The following is an 18,503-nucleotide window of genomic DNA, read 5'->3' as shown; positions in this document are numbered from 1 at the left end:
AACTTTCGGAGTCATCCCCATGTCTCGCCGCCTTCTGGGCCGGTCCGCGCGCTTCGCGTTCGCCGGCATGTTCGCCACGCTGACCTTCGCCGGCATCGCCCAAGCCGCCGACTATCCCGCCCGCCCCATCAAGCTGGTGGTACCGTTTGCCGCGGGCGGTTCGACCGACATCGTGGCGCGCCTGGTGGCCGAGTACGCCGGCCGCGACCTGAAGCAGACCATCGTGGTCGAGAACAAGGCCGGCGCCGGCGGTTCGATGGGCATGGAGCAGGTGGCGCGCGCCACGCCCGACGGCTACACCATCGGCATGGCCACGATGAGCACGCACGGCTCGAACCCGGCCGTGTTCCGCAAGATGAACTACGACCCGGTGAAGGACTTCGTGCCGGTGGCCAACGTGGTCGCCGTGCCCAGCATCTTCGCGATCAATCCGGGCCTGCCGGCCAAGAACATGGCCGAGTTCGTGGCCCTGGCCAAGAAGCAGCCGGAGCGCTACAGCTTCGCCTCGCCGGGCGTGGGTTCGCTGGGCCACGTGAACATCGAGAACTTCATGATGCTGTCCGGCATCAAGCTGCTGCATGTGCCGTACCGCGGCGCCGGTCCCGCGCTCAACGACGTGATGGGCGGCCAGGTGGACGCGATCACTGACAACCTGTCTTCGACCCTGCCGCAGGTGCAGGGCGGCAAGCTGCGCGCGCTGGCCGTGCTGGGCGCCGAGCGCTCGCCGCTGTTGCCCGACGTGCCGACCTACATCGAGTTGGGCTACCCCGACATGGGCACGGGCGGCTGGTTCGGCCTGGTGGCGCCCGCCGGCACCCCGCCGGCCGTGATCGAACGCTTGAACAAGGCGGTGCGCGCGGCCCAGGACGATCCGGAATTCCGCAAGAAGGCCGAGGAGGTCGGTGGTACGCTGGTGCGCACCACGCCCCAGGAATTCGAGGCGCAGATCCAGCAGGCCCTGGCCCGTTACGCCAAGGTCGCCAAGACTGCCAACATTCAGGCTGATTGACGATGACCCACGCCGATTTCGACGCTGTTTCCGTGCACGAGCCCACGGGCTCGGCCTTGCCGCTGGTCTGCGATTCGCCGCATAGCGGCGAGCGCTATCCCGACGACTTCGGCGCCGCGGCTACCCTGGCGCAGCTGCGCCAGGGCGAGGACACGCACGTGGACGCGTTGTGGTCGGCGGCGCCGGCGCTTGGCGCGACGCTGATCGCGGCGAACTTTCCGCGCGTCTACATCGATCCCAACCGCACGCTGCAGGACCTGGACCCCGAGCTGCTGGCGCAGCCCTGGCCCGAAGCGCTGGACCCGGGCGAGAAGACCCGCCTGGGCAAGGGCTTGATCTGGCGCAGGATGGACAAGTCCACGCCGATCTACGATCGCAAGCTGACGCTGGCTGAAGTGCGCCACCGCATCCAGGCGTACTACGAGCCCTACCACGCGGCGCTGTCGCAGGCGATCCAGCAGGTGCGGCAGCGCTTTGGCGCGGTCTGGCATCTGAACCTGCATTCCATGCCCAACGATGCCTACGAGCGCCTGGGCCGCCACAGCGAGCATCCGCTGGCGGACTTCGTGCTGGGCGACCGCGACGGCACGACCTGCGAGCCCGAGTTCATCGCCCTGATCGAGGCAGCCTTGCGCGACAAGGGCTATACCGTGGCGCGCAACGATCCCTACAAGGGCGTGCAGCTGATCGCGCAGATCGGCCAGCCTGCCTTGAACCGCCACAGCCTGCAGGTGGAAATCCGCCGTCCCTTGTACATGGACGAGGTCACGCGCGAGCGCAATTCTGGGTTCGCGCCGTTGCAGGCCGACCTGTCCGACGTGCTGGCGCAGGTGGCGGCGTATGTGCGTACGCGCCAGGCGGCGCAGGCTTAAGTTTCCCTGTGGATGGCCGTAGTCGGTAACAAGGAATCGCGCCCTTTTCGGGTGCGGCTTCACGGAACCGCAATGGCTGAGAAGATCATCAACGGATTTTCGGTGCTCGCGTACGCGACCCAACCCGAGGGGCGCGTGCCGCCGCGCGCTTTCATCGAAACGCGGCGGCTGCCAAAGAAAAAGAGCCAGGCCGAACTGGACGCGCAGGCCGCGGCCCAGGCGGACGCGCAAGAACAAGCGGGTGCAGCCGCACAGCAAGCCGCGACGGACGCGGAGCCTGACACCCAGACTTTCGAGATCTTCATCAGCCGGCGCTTCCGCAGCACGGTGGAGGCCATGTCGGCCGCGCGCAACGCGCTCGACCGCGTCAAGCAGGTCGACGAGGACGGCGTTCCGGACCATCTGCCCGAATAGTCCGGCCCCCGGGCGGCCATGCGCCGCCCATATTGTTATCCCGACTTTGTATTTGTCCAACCCCTGAGCGCAGGCCGATGATGCCGCATGGCAATCATCGCCATTCACAGTCTGCTCAAAAGGAAGGTTGATGAATACGAACGTCCATTCCCGCGCCATCTCCACGCAGGGAATCTCGCGCCGCGCGCTGTTGCGCGCGGCAGGCGCCGCGGGTCTTGCCGCGCCGCTGGGCATGTTGGGTTCGCGCGTGCTGGCCGCCAATGCCGCGCCGCGCACTTTCAAGATCGCATGGAGCCAGACCGCGGTCTGCCAGTCGCCCGTGTCCGTGGCGCTGGAGCGCGGCTTCTTCGACAAATACAACCTCAAGGTCGAACGCATCAACTTCAGCGGCTCCACCGACCAGCTGCTGGAGGCGATCGCCACCGGCCACGCCGATGGCGGCATCGGCATGGCGCTGCGTTGGTTGAAGCCGCTGGAACAGGGCTTCGACGTGAAGCTGGCGGTGGGCACGCATGGCGGTTGCATGCGCTTGCTGACGGCGCAGGATTCACCCATCAAGAGCGTCAACGATCTGAAGGGCCGCCGCGTGGCCGTGTCGGACCAGGCCAGCCCGGTGAAGAATTTCTTCGCGATCCGCGTGGCGCAGTTGGGCATCGATCCTGAATCGGTGGACTGGCGCCAGTATCCCCAGGACCTGTTCGGCGAGGTCCTGCGCAAGGGCGAGGTCGACGCCATCGCGGGCGACGATCCGCTGATCTACACGCTGCGCGAAGACAACAAGCTGCGCGAGATCGCCACCAACATCGAGGGCGACTACGAGAACCGCACCTGCTGCGTGCTGGGCCTGCGCGGCGACCTGGTGCGCAAGGATCCCGAGGCCGCGGCAGCCATTGCGCGCGCGGTGATCGACGCGCAGCGCTGGACGGCTTCCAATCCGGATGAGACGGCGCGTATCTTCGCGCCCTATGTGCCCGGCAAGGTGCCCGCCGAACGCGTCGCCGCGATCCTGCGCAGCCATAGCCATGGCCATGCCTCGACGGGCGCCGCGTTGCGCGAAGAGATCGTGGGCTACGCCCGGGATCTGAAGACGATCAAGGTGCTGAGCGCGGGCCTGGACGTCAACAAATACGCGCAAGTGGTGGTGCCCAATGTCCTCGGCTGACGTATTGCATGCTCCGGCCGCGGGCGCGAATCCGCCCGCGCGCGACTGGCGCTTGTGGAAGACCGGCATCGCGGCCGCCGCGCTGTGGGCGGGCGTGGGCGGCGTGACGCTGGCGTGGCCGAACGTCGAGGTGGGCTTCTCGTCCTGGGGCTATACGCGCGAATTCGGCGCGGGGGCATTGACGCTGGCGGTGCTGCTGCTGTTGGTTGCGGCGCCGGGGGCAGGCCAGTTGCGTGCGGTGCGTGCCTTGCATCGCGCGGGTCCCTGGCTGGTGGTGTTGGCCCTGGCGGTGGGCGCCTGGGAAATCGTGACGGCCAAGCTGGCGCTTCTGCCCAGTCCGTTCTTCGCGCCGCCGCAATCGCTGATCGAGGTTTACGCCTCCGACTACAAGCGGCTGGCCGACAGCCTGGTGAATTCGCTGTGGCTGCTGGCCAATGGCTTTCTGCTGGGCGCGGCGGCCGGATTCCTGACCGGGGTCGCCATCGGCTGGTCGCGCGGCCTGGGCTACTGGGTGCATCCGGTGCTGCGTTTCCTGGGGCCGGTGCCGTCCACGGCCTTGCTGCCGATGGCGTTCTTCTTCTTTCCGTCGAGCTGGTCGGCAGCGGTCTTCCTGATCGCGCTGGCCACCTGGTTCCCGGTCACGGTGCTGACCTGGTCGGGCGTGGCGGGCGTGAACCGGGCCTACTACGACGTGGCGCGCACCATGGGCGCCAACGAGTGGTTCCTGGTGCTGCGCGTGGCGATCCCGGCGGCCTTGCCGCAGGTTTTCGTGGGCCTGTTCATGGGCCTGGGCGCATCGTTCTCGGTGCTGGTGGCGGCCGAGATGATGGGGGTGAAGTCCGGGCTGGGCTGGTATCTGTCATGGGCCCAGGGCTGGGCGTCCTACGCCAATATGTACGGCGCGCTGTTCGTGATGGCGCTGGTTTTCTCGGGCCTCATCACCTTGTTGTTCCTGGGGCGCGACCGCCTCCTGGCCTGGCAGAAGGGAGTCGTGAAATGGTAGCGGCAGCGGTGCCTGAAAAGCGGGATGCGGCCGGCGCCGCGCTGGCCGTGCGCGGCGTGAACCATCACTTCGACCTGGACGGCGCCCAGCTGCCGGTGCTGGACGGCATAGACCTGGACGTGAAGCCGGGCGAGTTCGTGGCCCTGCTGGGGCCCAGCGGATGCGGCAAGTCGACGCTGCTGCGCCTGGTGGCGGGCCTGGAGCCGCCGGCTGAAGGCGGCTTGCTGGCGGACGGCGAGCCGATCACGGGGCCTTCGCCTTCGCGCATCGTGGTGTTTCAGGACCCCACGCTGTATCCCTGGCGCACGGTCTGGGACAACGTGGCCCTGGGGCTGCAGGCGCGCGGCCTGTTGAAGACGCAGCGCAGCCGGGTGGACGAGGCCTTGCAGCGCGTGGGCCTGAAGGCGTTTGGCCACGCCTATCCGCATCAGCTGTCCGGCGGCATGGCGCAGCGCGCCGCGCTGGCGCGGGCGCTGGTCAATGATCCGCGCATCTTGATCCTGGACGAGCCGCTGGGCAAGCTGGACTCGCTGACCCGCATCGCCATGCAGTCCGAACTGGTGGACCTGTGGCAACGCGAAGGCTACACGGCCTTGCTGGTCACGCACGACGTGGAAGAGGCGCTGTTCATGGCCACGCGCATCGTGGTGCTGAGCGAGCGGCCTGCGCGGATCAAGGACGAGATCGTCAACGATCTGCCGTACCCCAGGCATCGCGGCGATCCGCGCCTGGCGGCGTTGCGCCATCGCGCGCTGGCCTTGCTGGGGCTGGACGCAACGTGGTGAGCATCGCGCAACGCCGGCCGGCGGATGCCGCTGGCGCGGTGCGGTGGGCCTGGCGGCGCGTGGCGGCGCTGCTGACGCTCGGGTTCGCCGTGTTGGCGCTGACCCTGGCTGTCGCGGTCTGGCGGTCGCTGGGCCAGGCGCCGGTGTTGTCGTACTGGCCGTTCGCGTGGCGCTACGACCCGGACTTGCCCGTCAGTCCGCACACCTGGCGCCAGCTGTGGCTGGCGTTGGCGCAGTCGGCGGCGGCACTGGCGCTGCTGTGCGGCGCGCTGTTCGCCAAACGCTGGCGGCTGGCATGGCTCAGCGCCGCCGCCGCGCTGGCGCTGCTGACCGACTGGCCGAGTCCGCGGATGTTGCTGACCGAGGCGCACAGCTCCTCGTATCAGCGCTCACCCCTGCCGTTTTCCGACGCCAATCTGCTGCAAGGCGGGCGGCTGTACCAGGCGCATTGCGCCGCATGCCATGGCGCCGCGGCCGATGGGCGGGGCGCGCTTGCGGCCAGCCTGCCGGTGTGGCCCAGCGTGCTGGGACCGGCCCTGTTCCAGAACAGGCTCGAAGGCGAGCTGCACTGGCGCATCGCGCATGGCGGCCAGGAGCCGGCGGCCAAACCCGCGATGCCGGCGTTCGGCGCAATGCTGAATGCGGAAGAGATCTGGCAGGTGCTGGACTATCTGCGCCTGCGGGCCTATGGCGTCAGCGGCGGCGGCATGCCGGCGGTCGCCGCGCCCGTCGTGGAACTCGTTTGCCGCGACGGCCGGGCGACACGGATCAGCGGCTTGCGCGGACTGCCCTTGCGGGTGATGGCGCATGCGCCGGACGCGCCCGAGGAACCGCAGGATCCGCGTCTGCTGACCGTGGCGCTGACGCGTGGCGAGAGCCAGGACGTGGCCGCGGATTGCGTGGCCGCGGGCGTGGACGCGTGGAACGCCTACGCGCTGGCGGCAGGCGTGCCGCCGGACCAGCTGGCCGGCGCGCAGTTCATGGTCGACCGCCAGGGCTGGCTGCGCGCCCGCCGTTTGCCGGGCGCGGCGCCGGCCTGGACCAGCGCGGATGATGTTTGCGGCCCGGGAGGGCGGATGGAGGGCACGACGGCGCGCGGCCTGGGCCAACTATTGCAGGCGATGGATCGTGCGCCCATCGCTATTCCGGATACGCGCCGCGAACACTAGCCGCGGCGCTTGCCCCAAGCACATACCCACCCCAAGCGAGGTCTGCAACATGAGTACGCTGAACGAATATCTGGGCCAGAAACGCCAAGCCGTGCTGACGCGCAACGCGCGCGATCCGCACGCCCTGACACCGGTGAAATTACGCGCGCAGGTCAGCGCCGAAGGCCGCAGCGGCGTGCGCCGCATCCGGATCCGCGATCACCAGGTGGTCAGCGACAGTCCCGCCGATTTCGCGGGCTACGATCTGGGGCCGAGTTCGCCCGAGCTGCTGCTGGGATCGCTGGGCAGTTGCCTGACGCACATCTTCCTGATCAAGGCGGCCGAACTCGAATTGCCGCTGGAGTCGTTGCAGGTGGAGATCGAAGGCGATCTGGACCCGCGCGGCGGCAAGCCGGGCTATGAGCAGGTGCCGTTCTTTCCGCACAACATCCGCTATACCGTGCACATCGTGTCGCCAGCCGACGAGAGCGCGGTGCGCGCCGTGCATGAGGCGGTGGAGCAATGGTGCCCGATCCTGAACCTGCTCAAGCAGCCGCAGCCGCTGGAAGGCCGCGTACAGCACACCCGCTCGGCGGCGCAGTAAGAAAAGGCCTCAGGTCAGCGTGCTGCGCATCAAGATCTCGGTCAGCGCCCGCGTGGGCTTGTTGGGCGCGGGCGCCGAGATCACGATGAATTCCACCTGCGGCAAGGCGGGCAGCAGCGCGGCGCCTGCCGGCGCGGCGAGGCCCAGCGTGGACAGGTGCGAAGGCTGCACCGTGATGCCCAGGCCGGCGCGGGCGGCCGCCTGGCAGCCCGCGTAGCTGGTGCTGGTGCACACGATCTGCCAGCTGCGTCCGGCGCGCGCCAGCGCGTCCAGCGTCAGGCTGCGCGTCACGCTGGGTTCGCGCAGCAGGATCAGCGGCAGCGGTTCGCCGGGCGCCACGCGCAGGCCTTCCTTGGCCCGCCACAGCAGGGCTTCCTTGTGCAGGGTCTGGCCGCGGCGGTCGCCCTTGCGGCGCTTGCCTATCATCACGTCCAGGCCATTGTCGTCCAGCAGCTTGTAGAGCTCGCTGGTGACGCCGATGGTCAGGTCCAGTTCCACCTCGGGATGGGCCAGCCGGAAGGCGGCCAGCACGTCGGGCAGGGGACCCATCGCCAGGTCGTCCGAGGTGCCCAGGCGCACGCGGCCGCGCAGGCGGGGCGCGTCGAACAGGCGCTCGGCCCGCTCGTGCGCGTCCAGGATGATCTGCGCATGCACCAGCAGGCTGCGGCCATCGCTGGTGAGCGCCAGCGAATGCGTGTCGCGCTGGAACAGGCGCCGGTTCAGGGCTTGCTCCAGCTGGCGGATGTGTTCGCTCACCGTGGGCTGGGTCAGGCCCAGGCGCCGGGCGGTTTCGGTGAAGCTGGGCGCGGCGGCGGCCGCGGCGAAGGTCTTGAGCCACAGGGGATTGAGCATGGTGGTATGGTCATAGGAAAGTCCGATGACAGTTAAAGTACCTAGTGGGCTTCACGATGGCAAGCGCCGTGCCTATAGTTTCCGCAATCCCCACGGAAATCTTTGCCATGCGCCGCTTCCTGCCCGACCAATTCACGCTCATCCTGATCGCCACGGTGGTCTTCGCCAGCTTTTTCCCGGCCGTGGGCAAGGGCGCGGCGTTCATGACCGTGGCCAGCAACATCGCCATTTCGCTGCTGTTCTTCCTGCACGGCGCCCGGCTGTCCACCGACGCCATCGTGGCGGGCGTGAAGGACGTGCGCCTGCACGCGCTGATCCTGGCCTGTACCTTCCTGCTGTTTCCCGCGCTGGGGTTGGGCTTGCGGGCGCTGTTTCCCAACCTGTTGACGCCGTCGCTGTGGCTGGGCGTGCTGTTTGTCTGCACCCTGTCTTCCACCGTGCAGTCTTCGATCGCCTTCACCTCCATGGCGCGCGGCAATGTGCCGGGCGCGATCTGCGCGGCGACCGCGTCGAACCTGCTGGGTACGGTGCTGACGCCGCTGCTGGTGGCGGTGCTGCTGCATCGCCAGGGCGGCGGGCATGGGCTGGCCGACGCCGGCCGCATCCTGCTGCAGCTGCTGCTGCCGTTCGCGGTGGGCAGCCTGCTGCGGCCCTGGATCGGCGCCTGGGCGCAGCGCAACAGCCGGACGCTGTCGAAAGTGGACCGCAGCTCCATCCTGCTGGCCGTCTATACGGCGTTCAGCGAGGCGGTGGCGCAGGGCATCTGGCACGCGTTCCCGCCCATCGGCCTGGCCTCCATGGTGCTGGTCAACGCCTTGTTGCTGGGAACGGTGCTGCTGGTGACGACCTGGGGCAGCCGCAAGCTGGGGCTGTCCAAGGAAAACGAGATCACGCTGGTCTTCTGCGGCTCGAAGAAGTCGCTGGCCTCGGGCATTCCGCTGGCCACGGTGCTGTTCGGCACCTCGCAGATGGGCGTGGTGGTGCTGCCGCTGATGATCTTCCACCAGATGCAGCTGATGGTCTGCGCGGTGCTGGCGCGCCGCTACGCGGAACGGCAGGCACCGGCTGAAGCCGCGGTGGCGCAAGCCTGAAGTCCGCGCAAGGTTCTGGCCTGAGCGGTCAGCCCTGGGCGGCCGCGTCTTCCCAAGGACGGATCTTGCCGGCCGGCTGCCAGTAGACCGCGCCGTCGCGTTCCTCGACGGCGAGCACGGTCAGGCGGCCATTCTTACAGGGGCCGCCCACGCACAGCCCGGTGTCCGGCTGGTAGGTGGCGCCGTGGCGCGCGCACATGATCAGGTCGCCGGCGCGGGTGAAAAAGCTGCCTTCCCAATCCAGTTCCACGCCTACGTGAGCGCAGCGGTTCAGATAGCCGTGGACGCGGTCCTGGTAGCGCACGAAGAAGGCCGTGGTGCGGCCCGCGGCATCCGACACGGGGATCTTCACGCCCAGGCCGCCGTTGGCGAGGTCGGAGGAGGCGCAGACGCGGACGGCGGGGGAAGGAGCTGAATCCTGCATGATGAGCCTGGAAATCAAAAGGGTGCGATATTCGGACAGGGCGGAAAGCTTGTCAATCCGTGGCAGCAGTCTGGGCGCTGTCCTGCTGGCGCGCCCACATGCTGGCGTAGAGGCCGCCCTGCGCCAGCAGCTGCGCATGGCGGCCGCGCTCGACGATGCGGCCCTCGGCCAGCACGATGATCTCGTCCGCGTCCGCCACGGTGGACAGGCGGTGGGCGATGATCAGCGTGCTGCGGCCCTGGCTGACTTCGCGCAGATTGGCCTGGATTTCGCGTTCCGTGTGCGTGTCCAGCGCGCTGGTGGCTTCGTCGAACAGGAAGATGGGCGGGTTCTTCAGGATGGTCCGGGCGATCGCCACGCGCTGTTTTTCGCCACCGGACAGTTTCAGTCCGCGTTCGCCCACCATGGTCTGGTAGCCGTCCGGCATGGCCATGATCAGGTCGTGGATATGCGCCAGGCGCGCCGCCGCCTGGATCTCGTCCTCGCTGGCGCCGGGGCGGCCGTAGCCGATGTTGTAGAGGATGGTGTCGTTGAACAGCACCGTGTCCTGCGGCACGACCCCGATCGCGGCCCGCAGGCTGGCTTGCGTCACGTTGCGCACGTCCTGGCCGTCGATCAGGATCGCGCCGCCGTCCGCGTCATAGAAGCGGAACAGCAGGCGCGCGATGGTCGACTTCCCCGCGCCCGACGTGCCGACCACGGCCACGGTCTTGCCGGCCTCAATGGTGAAGCTGACGCCTTTCAGGATGGAGCGGCGCGCGTCGTAGCCGAAATGCACGTCGCGGAACTCCACCGCGCCGCCCGCCACGCGCAAGGGCTGGGCATCGGGGCTGTCGGCCACTTCGCGGTCCTGTCCCAGCAGCTCGAACATGCGCTCCATGTCGATGATGGCCTGCTTGATTTCGCGGTAGACGAAGCCGAAGAAGCTCAGCGGCTGGTACAGCTGCAGCAGGTAGGTGTTGACCAGCACGAAATCGCCCAGCGTGTAGCGGCCCTCGGCAATGCCGGTGGCGGCCATCCACATGACCAGGGTCAGGCCCACCGAGATGATGGCGGCCTGGCCGATGTTGAGGATGGACAGGCTGACCTGGCTGCGCACGGCGGCGCGCTCATAGCGGGTGAGCGACGCGTCGTAGCGGCGCGCTTCGTGCGCCTCATTGCCGAAGTACTTGACCGTCTCGTAGTTCAGCAGGCTTTCGATGGCCTTGGTGTTGGCCTCGGAATCGGTTTCGTTCATCTGGCGCCGGAACTTGGCGCGCCATTCCGTGACGAGCAGCGTGTACGCCATGTACAGCGTGACGGTGGCGCCGGTGGCCAGCGCCAGCCAGATGTCGAACATCTTCCACAGCACCACGCAGACCAGCCCGATCTCGAAGAAGGTCGGCAGGATGCTGAAGAGCAGGAACGACAGCAGGGTCTGGATGCCCTTGGTGCCGCGTTCGATGGCGCGGTTCAGGCCACCGGTCTGGCGCGTCAGGTGAAAGCGCAGCGACAGCGCATGCAGATGGCGAAAGACCTGCAGGCCGACTGCGCGGATCGCGTGCTGCCCGACCCGCGCGAAGATCGCATCGCGCAGCTCCGAGAACAGCAGGGAAAGCACCCGGGCCGTGCCATAGGCCAGGATCAGGCCCAGCGGCACGGTAACGGCGCCTGGGGCGCCCTGGCCCAGCTCGTCGATGGCGTGCTTGTACAGCAAGGGGACATAGACCGTGGCCACCTTGGCCGTGAGCAGGCACAGCAGGGCCGCGACCACCCGTGTTTTCAGGCCCGTCTCGCCGGGCGGCCAGAGATAGGGAAAGAGGGTGCGCAGGGTGGAAAAACCGCCGCGGCGCTCGGGCCGCGTGTCAGGAGCGTTCATGGTCTGGGGGGGATGCATGGGCCGGCGGGCCGTCGGAAGCGCATTATCGGCCACGGGCGGAATTTCTGCCGCTGGGCCGCGCCCAGGGGCGCAAACGCCTGCTTTACCGGGGGAGATTCAGGGAATTTGCGGGTCTGGGGGTATTATCGGCCTCACGACCCCTGGGATGTGTAGACCTCTCCCGGGGGTTTTCAATCCGGCATGGTGACTCGGGCGCAGCCTGGCGGGCCCGTTCTTTACTGTCTCAACCAAGGATGACGCCTGGCTGCCCCTTGGTTGCGCGACCCGGCGCATATTCGCCGCGCGGACGTCGCGTCGCAAGCTACGGAGGGTCTTATGGCGAAAGTACCGGCAATGAAATTGAACGACGGTGGCAAGATTCCCCGGCTGGGCCTGGGCGTCTGGCAGGTGCCGAACGATCAGGCGGCCGCAAGCGTGAAGGAGGCGCTGGCGGCGGGCTACCGCTCGGTGGACACTGCGGCCATCTATGGCAACGAGGCGGGCGTGGGCGAGGGCTTGCGCGCGGCGGGCGTGGCGCGCAAGGACCTGTACATCACGACCAAGCTCTGGAACGACAGGCACGGCTACGACGAGGCCCATAAGGCCATGGACGAGAGCCTTGAAAAGCTGGGCCTGGCTTACGTGGACCTGTACCTGATCCATTGGCCCGTGGCCGGCAGCACGAAGTTCGTGGACGCCTGGAAGGCCATGACCGAAATGAAGGAAGACGGCCGCGCGCGCTCGATCGGCGTGTCCAACTTTACCCAGGCCAACCTGGAACGGCTGCTCGACGCGTCCGGCGTGACGCCGGCGGTGAACCAGGTCGAGCTGCATCCCGGCTTCACCCAGCAGGCGCTGCGGGCCTTCCATGCCAAGCACGGCATCGCGACGGAGTCGTGGAGCCCCTTGGCCCAGGGCGGCGTGGCCAAGGACAAGGTCATCCTGGATTTGGCCAGGAAGCACGGCAAATCGCCCGCCCAGGTGACGCTGCGCTGGCACCTGCAGAACGATCTGATCGTGATTCCGAAGTCGGTGACGCCGGCCCGCATCCGCGAGAACATCGACGTCTTCGACTTCGAGCTGTCGGCGGCTGACATGGCCGCCATCGACGGCATCAAGGAAGGCGTGCGCCTGGGCCCGGACCCCGAGACCTTCGGCAAGTAATGCCGAGCGCCGGCACGGGGCCTGGCGCGCGCGCCTAACGCTGCAGCGGGAACACCCAGTAGCGCGCGATGACCGCCAGCAGGATGGCCAGGGCGATCCAGGACGCCCAGTGCCAGCCCCCCGTGCCCAGCAGCGCGGCCAGGAGGCCGAATACGCTGAGCACGCCCAGCAGGATCGGGACGCCCCAGACAAACATGAAACCTCGGGCCGTCTTGCTCATGCGGGAGTCCTTTTCGGGATGGCGGCGGCCTGGTGCTTGCGCACGAGTTCGGCGATGCGCGCCTCGGTGGCGCGGCGGCGGGCCAGCCAGAGATAGAGGCCGCTGACCAGCACGATGATGGTGATGACGTCCAGCAGCGCCCAGATGATCTTCAGCGGCAGGCCGCCGTAATCGCCGAAATGCAGCGGCCGCGACAGTTCCAGCGCGGTCAGGTACCAGGGCATCTTGGCCACGGTGGTCAGCTCGCCGGTCTTGCCGTCCACCAGCACGGGCGTGTTCAGCTTCGAGGTGAGCGGCGTGTCGCCGCGCATCCAGGTGATGTAGTGGTGGGGGCTGCCAAAGGCGTTGCCGGGGAAAGCGATGAAGGACACTTCGTTGCCGGGCAGGGCCTTCTTGGCCGTGTCGGCGGCGCCCTGGGCCGAGGCCAGCTCGGTGGGGACGTTCTGGCCCTTGTAGGGTTCCAGGATGCGCACCAGTTCGGTGGACTGCCACAGGCGGAACAGCGGGGTGGAGAGTTCGTTGATCACGCCGGTCAAGCCCACCACGAAGGCCCAGACCAGCGTCACGATGCCCAGCAGATTGTGCAGGTCCAGCCATTTGAGGCGGGTGGAGCGGGAGGCGCGCACCGTGCCGAAGTCCAGCTTCTTCATGAAGGGCCCGTAGAGCACCACGCCGGACACGATGGCCACACAGAACAGCAGTCCCATGAAGCCCAGGAACAGTTCGCCGGGCAGCCCCGCGAACAGGTCCACGTGCAGCGCCAGCATGATGCCCATGAAGGAAAACTTGTCCTGGGTGTAGAGCGGGCCGTCCAGCAGCACGTCGCCGGTGCGCGCGTCCATGCGCACGGCGTGGCCGGACACCTGGCCGTCGCCGGGTGTTTTCGCCATGCCCACATAGACCTGCGGCTCGTCCGGGTCGAGGAACAGATAGTCGACGACTTCGCCCGGATACATGGCGCGGGCGCTGTCGACCAGCTTGTCCAGGTTGGCGCGAGGGGTCGAGGCGGGCACGTCCGATAGCGGCTTGGCATCGTCGAGCCAGTGTTCGATTTCGTGGTGGAACACCAGCGGCAAACCGGTAAGACAGATGACGAGCAGGAAGATTGTGCAGACCAGGCTGGTCCATTTATGGACCAGATACCAGGTTTTGATGGTGGACGCGGCGGTCATGGGGAGGGCGGGGCCCTTGCAGGCGCGGGTTGGAGAGAACTGGATATTATCGCGAATAATATCGATTCTCGTAACCAAATTTTGACCACGGCGGGGCAAGGGTGGGCAGGCGGGGCGGCGCGAAAGCGGGTTAAAAAGAGGGGTCAAGCATCAACCCAGCGGTAGTCCCGGATCATCATGGAGCAGCGTTTTCTCAAAGTCCCGCGCAACGAGCTAGGCCGCGATTTCGCGGTGGGCGATCTGCATGGACATTTTTCCCGCCTGCAGGAAAGCCTGGACCAACTGGGCTTCGATCCGTCCCGGGACCGCCTGTTTTCCGTGGGAGACCTGGTGGACCGGGGCCCGGAAAGCGAGGCCGCGCTGGAGTGGCTGGCGCGGCCGTGGTTCTACGCGGTCCAGGGCAATCACGAGGATTACGCGATCCGCCACGTGCGCACGGGGCAGGTGGACGTGGACAACTGGCGCGGCTACGGCGGCGGCTGGTTCCTGGACCTGCCCACGGAGCGCCAGGAGGTATTCGCCCAGGCCTTCGCGCAATTGCCCATCGCCATCGAGGTCGAAACCCTGGATGGCGCGGTGGGGCTGCTGCATGCGGACTGTCCGGTGTTGTTCTGGCCGCGGCTGGAATCCGCCTTGCAGGACCGCTACCGGCGCACCAGCGCCGCCTGCCAGTGGTCGCGCGACCGCCTGCGGCAGATGGACCGCACCGGCATCCGCGGGGTGCGGGCGGTGGTGGCGGGGCACACGCCGGTCCCGGCGCCGCTGGTCCTGGGCAATGTCTACCACATCGACACCGAGGGCTGGAAATCGGGCTACTTCACCTTCCTGGACCTGGAGTCCCTGCGGGCCTGGCCGCGCGAGGCCGTGACCGAACTCGCGGAGCAGGAATAGCAGGCCTGGATTCCCGGCGGCTGGCGCCGGGCGCGGTCAAAGTGGCCGGGCGGCCACCGGTCCGGCGCCGCTGACGGCGCTGGCGCGGGCAGGCGTGTCGGCGTCCACGCGCGGCACGGGGATGGGCGGGATGACGGGCGCGTTGCCGGCCGGCGCGCCACCCGCGGGCGCCACGGGCACAGGCAGGGCCACCGGCGGCTGGGCAGGGCTGCCCTGGGGCATCGCGCCGCCGGGCGGCAGGGGCTTGACCGAGGTGTCCACGCCGTCCGTCGAACGGTTGTTGTTCAGGAAATCGGTCAGCGCGTCGCCCGAGGACAGGTCCAGCGAGGCCACGGCCTGGCCCGGCGGGAATTCCGAGAAATAGTATTCGCCGTTGTCCACGATCAGGCCGTCCGGCCGTGGCGCGGGCTTGGCTTCGGGCACGCCCTTCAATGCCGGCTGCATGTAGTCCAGCCAGGTCGTCAGGGCCAGGCCGCTGCCGAATTCGTTGGTGCCCAGCGACTTGGGCTGGTCAAAGCCCATCCAGACCGTGGTGGCCAGGCTGGGCGTGAAACCCGAGAACCAGACGTCCACGGCCTCGTTGGTGGTGCCGGTCTTGCCGCCGACATCGTTGCGCTTGAGCACCTGGTGCGCACGGGCGGCGGTGCCGCTGACCGTGACGCCGCGCAGGATGTCGTCCATCACCCAGGCGGTGCGGGGATCGATGGCGCGCGCCTGCTCGTCGCCGGCGACGACCGGCTGCGCCTGCATCAGCACGTTGCCCGAACGGTCGGTGACGCGGTCCACCAGATAGGGCGTGACGCGGTAGCCGCCGTTGGCGAACACGCTGTAGCCGTTGGCCACCTGCAGCGGCGTGGCGCCGCCCGCGCCCAGCGCCAGCGGCAGCACGGCCGGCCAGCGCGACTTGTCAAAGCCGAAGCGGGTCAGGTAGTCCTGGGCGTACTGCGGCGAGATGGCCTGCAGGATGCGGATCGACACCATGTTCTTGGAGCGCATGAGGCCCTGGCGCAGGGTCAGCATGGGCTCGTACTTGTTGCCGTCGTTCTTGGGCTGCCAGGCCTTGGAGCCGGTCTGCTCCGCGGTCAGCATGAAGGGCTGGTCGGAGATCTGCGTGGCAGGAGTCAGGCCGCGCTCCAGCGCCGCCGCGTAGACGAAGGGCTTGATGTTGGAGCCGGGCTGGCGCCAGGCCTGCGTCACGCGGTTGAAGCCGCCGCGGTTGTAGTCGAAGCCGCCGATCATGGCGCGGATGGCGCCATCCTGGGGCACCATCGAAACCAGGGCCGCCTGCAGGGTCGGCATGTTGATGATTTCCCAGCCGTCGCCGTTCTTGTGGATGTAGACCACGGAGCCGCGGCGCAGGCGCTGGCTGTCGCTGGCCTTGGGGTTGAGCGCGCGCGCCACGACCGCCAGCGCCTTCTTGTCGCTGATGGTGATGGTGTCGCGCCCGCTGCGCGCAAGCTTCACTTCCGTGGGGCTGGCGGCCAGCACCACGGCGGTCAGCAGGTCTTCGCTGTCCGGCGTTTTTTCCTGCACGCCATCCAGGATTTCATCCAGCGCGGCCGGATCCTGTTCGACGCCGTCGGGCAGATCGATCTGATCCTCCGGGCCGGGATAGACGGCGCGGCGGGTGTAGTCCATCACGCCGTCGCGTACGGCGCGGTAGGCGGCTTCCTGGTCCTTGGAATCGATGGTGGTGTAGACGTCGATGCCCTTGGTGTAGGTCTGTTCCTGGAACACGCCATACATCAGCTGGCGGGCCAGCTCGGCCGGGTAGTCGCCGTGGATGGCGAAGCCGCGCGCGCTGGCGCCGTCCGCGCCGCGGATGGTCAGGCGCTGCTTGAGCGCTTCGTCGGCCTGGTCGGGCGTGAGATAGCCCAGCGTCTTCATGCGGCCCAGCACATAGTGCTGGCGGATCTCGGCGCGCGGGAAATTGGTGATGGGGTTGAAGCGCGACGGCGCCTTGGGGATGCCGGCGAGCATGGCGGCCTCGGCCGGCGTGACGTCGGACAAGGGCTTGCCGAGGTAGGTGCGCGAGGCGGCGGCGAAGCCATAGGCGCGGTGGCCCAGGTAGATCTGGTTCATGTAGAGCTCGAGGATCTGGTCCTTGGAGAGCTCGGATTCGATCTTGAAGGTGAGCAGCAGCTCGTAGAACTTGCGCGAATAGGTCTTTTCCGACGACAGGTAGAAGTTGCGCGCGACCTGCATCGTGATGGTGCTGCCGCCCTGGCTCTTGGAGCCCTTGAGCACGTTGGTCAGCACCGCGCGCGCCACGCCCATCCAGTCGACGCCGCCGTGGCTGTAGAAGCGGTCGTCCTCGGCCGCCAGCACCGCCTGGCGCATCACGGGCGGGATTTCGTCAAAGCGCAGCACGTTGCGGTGTTCTTCGCCGTATTCGCCGATCAGCACCTTGTCCGCCGTATAGATGCGCAGCGGCACCCGCGGGCGGTAGTCCGTCATGGCGTGCAGGTCGGGCAGGCTGGGCCAGGCCAGGGCCAGCGCCAGGCCGAGCGCGATGCCGCCGCACACGGCGACGCCGCCGGCGGCTACGCCCGCCTTGACGAGAATGCGTTTCCAGGGGAGGCCCGGTTTGCCGCCCGGGGTGGCGGAGGATTGCTGGGGGGTGCTCATTGCAGGCGATTCTAGGGCAGAACGCTATAGACCGCCCACGGAGCAATAAGGTTTCGGTAACCAAACTTGCCCGGGGGGCGGAGGCAGCGCGGACGCCGGGGAAATACAGGGACAGGTTCTAGCATACGCCGGACGCGGCTTTGTCGCGGCGCGGCGGCGCGGGGGCGCCCTGAAATGTATTGCGGGCCGTGACAAACGGCAAGTCCGGTTGCAGGCGTCAGCGGTTGTTCAGTCAGCTGTTCTTCAGGTAGCCCTGTGGCGGCGCGCCCAGCGCGCGGTGGAACATGGCCGAGAAGGCGCTGGCGCTGCGGTAGCCCAGGTCGGAGGCGATGCGCGCGACCGGCACGCCCTGCGACAGCCGGCACACCGCTTCGGCCAGCCGGACCTGCTGCACCCACTGCCGGTAGTTCAGGCCCAGTTCGGCCTGGAACAGGCGGATCAGCGTGCGCGCGCTGGCGCCGACTTCGTCGCCCCAGTCCTCGATGCCGCGCTGCAGTCCGGGATTGTCCAAAATGGCCGCGCAAATGGTCTGCAGGCGGCGGTCGCGCGGCCAGGGGATCTGCAGCGGCGCGACGCGGGCGGCGGCCAGCTCGGAAAGCAGCAGGGCGGCGACCTGCCCGGCCCGGCCGTCCAGCGGATAGTCGATGGGCTCGGCGGTCAGCGCCAGGATCAGCTCGCGCAGCAGGCCGCTGACCTCGACCACCTGGCATTGCGGCCAGTAGCCGCGGGCGGTCTCGGCGTCGAGGTAGAGCGAGCGCATGGACACGGCGCCCACCATGTCCACGCCATGCGGCACGCCGGCAGGCACCCACAGCGCGCGCAGCGGCGGCAGGGCCCAGAAGCCGCTGGGCGTGGTGACGCGCATGACGCCTTCGACCGCGTAGACCAGTTGCGCGCGCGGGTGCGAGTGGGTGCCCGTGCGGGTGCCTGGCAGGAATTCCTTGGCCATGGCCGTCACGGCGCGCGGCCGGTGCTGGTAGTCCTGCGGATTGATGCTGCGGGCGGGGTCGGGCAAAAGGAGGCGGGCGGGCATGCGTGTCACTTCCGGCATAAGGATGAGAGCGGCGGCTCAAGCGTGATTTGCGGCGTTTGTCACCGCATTTTGTCACTTAACCGACGAAAATTGGCAGATCGGTTCCGGCCCGGATTCCTACACTGGCGACAGGTCCCGGTACGTATGCCGGGCAGGCTCCCACCTTATCCGCG

The 18,503-nt window shown here is 68.0% G+C and carries 18 protein-coding genes; 11 read left to right on the top strand and 7 right to left on the bottom strand.

Going from position 1 to position 18,503, the window contains the following annotated elements; all coding sequences use genetic code 11:
- Window positions 1-19 precede the first annotated feature (19 nt).
- The 8 genes from FOC84_RS01335 to FOC84_RS01300 all read left to right on the top strand — a co-directional run bounded on the left by FOC84_RS01335 (window position 20) and on the right by FOC84_RS01300 (window position 6,997).
- Entirely contained in the window at window positions 20-1,009 is a 990-nt protein-coding gene (locus FOC84_RS01335) for a Bug family tripartite tricarboxylate transporter substrate binding protein (RefSeq protein ID WP_088139787.1), read from the top strand.
- Between the two features lie 2 nt (window positions 1,010-1,011).
- Window positions 1,012-1,881, top strand: a complete 870-nt coding sequence (locus tag FOC84_RS01330) for an N-formylglutamate amidohydrolase (RefSeq protein ID WP_173142848.1) — start codon at window positions 1,012-1,014, stop codon at window positions 1,879-1,881.
- A gap of 72 nt (window positions 1,882-1,953) precedes the next feature.
- Window positions 1,954-2,295 carry a hypothetical protein gene (locus FOC84_RS01325; protein WP_173142847.1) on the top strand — a complete coding sequence of 114 codons (342 nt, stop codon included), beginning with the start codon at window positions 1,954-1,956 and terminating at the stop codon, window positions 2,293-2,295.
- Window positions 2,296-2,425: 130 nt separating this feature from the next.
- Window positions 2,426-3,457, top strand: a complete 1,032-nt coding sequence (locus FOC84_RS01320) for an ABC transporter substrate-binding protein (protein WP_173142846.1) — start codon at window positions 2,426-2,428, stop codon at window positions 3,455-3,457.
- Entirely contained in the window at window positions 3,444-4,460 is a 1,017-nt protein-coding gene (locus FOC84_RS01315; RefSeq protein WP_173142845.1) for an ABC transporter permease, read from the top strand. The genes FOC84_RS01320 and FOC84_RS01315 overlap by 14 nt, the downstream gene beginning before the upstream one ends.
- Complete coding sequence (locus tag FOC84_RS01310; protein ID WP_173142844.1) at window positions 4,454-5,245, top strand: ABC transporter ATP-binding protein; 792 nt, start codon at window positions 4,454-4,456, stop codon at window positions 5,243-5,245. Before FOC84_RS01315 ends, FOC84_RS01310 begins: the two co-directional genes overlap by 7 nt.
- The gene (locus FOC84_RS01305) at window positions 5,242-6,414 is read left to right on the top strand and encodes a c-type cytochrome (protein WP_254241872.1); all 1,173 of its coding nucleotides are present in this window, start codon (window positions 5,242-5,244) and stop codon (window positions 6,412-6,414) included. The genes FOC84_RS01310 and FOC84_RS01305 overlap by 4 nt, the downstream gene beginning before the upstream one ends.
- A 49-nt stretch (window positions 6,415-6,463) precedes the next feature.
- Complete coding sequence (locus FOC84_RS01300) at window positions 6,464-6,997, top strand: OsmC family protein (RefSeq protein WP_173142843.1); 534 nt, start codon at window positions 6,464-6,466, stop codon at window positions 6,995-6,997.
- 9 nt (window positions 6,998-7,006) lie between these two features.
- Here FOC84_RS01300 and FOC84_RS01295 read toward each other — a convergent pair whose 3' ends face one another.
- Window positions 7,007-7,849, bottom strand: a complete 843-nt coding sequence (locus tag FOC84_RS01295) for a LysR family transcriptional regulator (protein WP_173142842.1) — start codon at window positions 7,847-7,849, stop codon at window positions 7,007-7,009.
- Between the two features lie 107 nt (window positions 7,850-7,956).
- On the opposite strand from FOC84_RS01295, the gene FOC84_RS01290 reads away from it, so the two are divergent.
- Window positions 7,957-8,940 (top strand): bile acid:sodium symporter family protein, encoded by a 984-nt coding sequence (locus FOC84_RS01290; protein ID WP_173142841.1) that lies wholly within the window; start codon window positions 7,957-7,959, stop codon window positions 8,938-8,940.
- A 28-nt stretch (window positions 8,941-8,968) separates the two neighbouring features.
- Here FOC84_RS01290 and FOC84_RS01285 read toward each other — a convergent pair whose 3' ends face one another.
- Together FOC84_RS01285 and FOC84_RS01280 are read right to left on the bottom strand one after the other, a co-directional pair.
- Window positions 8,969-9,364, bottom strand: coding sequence for a Rieske (2Fe-2S) protein (locus FOC84_RS01285; protein WP_173142840.1), 396 nt, complete (start codon window positions 9,362-9,364; stop codon window positions 8,969-8,971).
- Between the two features lie 52 nt (window positions 9,365-9,416).
- On the bottom strand, window positions 9,417-11,222 hold the full coding sequence (locus FOC84_RS01280) for an ABCB family ABC transporter ATP-binding protein/permease (protein ID WP_173142839.1): 1,806 nt from the start codon (window positions 11,220-11,222) through the stop codon (window positions 9,417-9,419).
- A gap of 336 nt (window positions 11,223-11,558) precedes the next feature.
- Here FOC84_RS01280 and FOC84_RS01275 point away from each other — a divergent pair, with 336 nt between their 5' ends.
- Window positions 11,559-12,386: an aldo/keto reductase gene (locus tag FOC84_RS01275; RefSeq protein ID WP_173142838.1), complete on the top strand. Its 828-nt coding sequence runs from the start codon at window positions 11,559-11,561 to the stop codon at window positions 12,384-12,386.
- Between the two features lie 34 nt (window positions 12,387-12,420).
- Here the strand turns inward: FOC84_RS01275 and FOC84_RS01270 are convergent, their stop codons facing one another.
- Together FOC84_RS01270 and FOC84_RS01265 are read right to left on the bottom strand one after the other, a co-directional pair.
- Complete coding sequence (locus FOC84_RS01270; protein ID WP_173142837.1) at window positions 12,421-12,606, bottom strand: hypothetical protein; 186 nt, start codon at window positions 12,604-12,606, stop codon at window positions 12,421-12,423.
- The gene (locus tag FOC84_RS01265; protein ID WP_173142836.1) at window positions 12,603-13,778 is read right to left on the bottom strand and encodes a PepSY-associated TM helix domain-containing protein; all 1,176 of its coding nucleotides are present in this window, start codon (window positions 13,776-13,778) and stop codon (window positions 12,603-12,605) included. Before FOC84_RS01265 ends, FOC84_RS01270 begins: the two co-directional genes overlap by 4 nt.
- 177 nt (window positions 13,779-13,955) lie before the next feature.
- Here FOC84_RS01265 and FOC84_RS01260 point away from each other — a divergent pair, with 177 nt between their 5' ends.
- Window positions 13,956-14,669 (top strand): metallophosphoesterase, encoded by a 714-nt coding sequence (locus tag FOC84_RS01260; protein WP_173142835.1) that lies wholly within the window; start codon window positions 13,956-13,958, stop codon window positions 14,667-14,669.
- A gap of 36 nt (window positions 14,670-14,705) precedes the next feature.
- On the opposite strand, the gene FOC84_RS01255 is transcribed toward FOC84_RS01260, so the two are convergent.
- Both FOC84_RS01255 and FOC84_RS01250 read right to left on the bottom strand, forming a co-directional pair.
- The gene (locus FOC84_RS01255) at window positions 14,706-17,297 is read right to left on the bottom strand and encodes a penicillin-binding protein 1A (RefSeq protein ID WP_173142834.1); all 2,592 of its coding nucleotides are present in this window, start codon (window positions 17,295-17,297) and stop codon (window positions 14,706-14,708) included.
- A gap of 232 nt (window positions 17,298-17,529) precedes the next feature.
- Complete coding sequence (locus tag FOC84_RS01250; RefSeq protein WP_173142833.1) at window positions 17,530-18,330, bottom strand: AraC family transcriptional regulator; 801 nt, start codon at window positions 18,328-18,330, stop codon at window positions 17,530-17,532.
- Window positions 18,331-18,503 lie beyond the last annotated feature (173 nt).

Source organism: Achromobacter pestifer, assembly GCF_013267355.1.
In the GTDB taxonomy this organism is placed as follows: Bacteria; Pseudomonadota; Gammaproteobacteria; order Burkholderiales; family Burkholderiaceae_B; genus Achromobacter; species Achromobacter pestifer_A.
The sequence above is the reverse complement of the archived record's forward strand: the minus strand, read 5'-3'. Positions and strand labels throughout refer to the sequence as shown.

What these genes read in the sequence shown, in the direction of transcription:
- FOC84_RS01250 (WP_173142833.1), bottom strand. Translation starts at nt 18,330, where the DNA reads ATGCCCGCCCGCCTCCTTTTGCCCGACCCCGCCCGCAGCATCAATCCG.
- FOC84_RS01260 (WP_173142835.1), top strand. Translation starts at nt 13,956, where the DNA reads ATGGAGCAGCGTTTTCTCAAAGTCCCGCGCAACGAGCTAGGCCGCGAT.
- FOC84_RS01295 (WP_173142842.1), bottom strand. Translation starts at nt 7,849, where the DNA reads ATGCTCAATCCCCTGTGGCTCAAGACCTTCGCCGCGGCCGCCGCCGCG.
- FOC84_RS01270 (WP_173142837.1), bottom strand. Translation starts at nt 12,606, where the DNA reads ATGAGCAAGACGGCCCGAGGTTTCATGTTTGTCTGGGGCGTCCCGATC.
- FOC84_RS01265 (WP_173142836.1), bottom strand. Translation starts at nt 13,778, where the DNA reads ATGACCGCCGCGTCCACCATCAAAACCTGGTATCTGGTCCATAAATGG.
- FOC84_RS01335 (WP_088139787.1), top strand. Translation starts at nt 20, where the DNA reads ATGTCTCGCCGCCTTCTGGGCCGGTCCGCGCGCTTCGCGTTCGCCGGC.
- FOC84_RS01330 (WP_173142848.1), top strand. Translation starts at nt 1,012, where the DNA reads ATGACCCACGCCGATTTCGACGCTGTTTCCGTGCACGAGCCCACGGGC.
- FOC84_RS01310 (WP_173142844.1), top strand. Translation starts at nt 4,454, where the DNA reads ATGGTAGCGGCAGCGGTGCCTGAAAAGCGGGATGCGGCCGGCGCCGCG.
- FOC84_RS01315 (WP_173142845.1), top strand. Translation starts at nt 3,444, where the DNA reads ATGTCCTCGGCTGACGTATTGCATGCTCCGGCCGCGGGCGCGAATCCG.
- FOC84_RS01255 (WP_173142834.1), bottom strand. Translation starts at nt 17,297, where the DNA reads ATGAGCACCCCCCAGCAATCCTCCGCCACCCCGGGCGGCAAACCGGGC.
- FOC84_RS01300 (WP_173142843.1), top strand. Translation starts at nt 6,464, where the DNA reads ATGAGTACGCTGAACGAATATCTGGGCCAGAAACGCCAAGCCGTGCTG.
- FOC84_RS01280 (WP_173142839.1), bottom strand. Translation starts at nt 11,222, where the DNA reads ATGAACGCTCCTGACACGCGGCCCGAGCGCCGCGGCGGTTTTTCCACC.
- FOC84_RS01285 (WP_173142840.1), bottom strand. Translation starts at nt 9,364, where the DNA reads ATGCAGGATTCAGCTCCTTCCCCCGCCGTCCGCGTCTGCGCCTCCTCC.
- FOC84_RS01320 (WP_173142846.1), top strand. Translation starts at nt 2,426, where the DNA reads ATGAATACGAACGTCCATTCCCGCGCCATCTCCACGCAGGGAATCTCG.
- FOC84_RS01325 (WP_173142847.1), top strand. Translation starts at nt 1,954, where the DNA reads ATGGCTGAGAAGATCATCAACGGATTTTCGGTGCTCGCGTACGCGACC.
- FOC84_RS01275 (WP_173142838.1), top strand. Translation starts at nt 11,559, where the DNA reads ATGGCGAAAGTACCGGCAATGAAATTGAACGACGGTGGCAAGATTCCC.
- FOC84_RS01290 (WP_173142841.1), top strand. Translation starts at nt 7,957, where the DNA reads ATGCGCCGCTTCCTGCCCGACCAATTCACGCTCATCCTGATCGCCACG.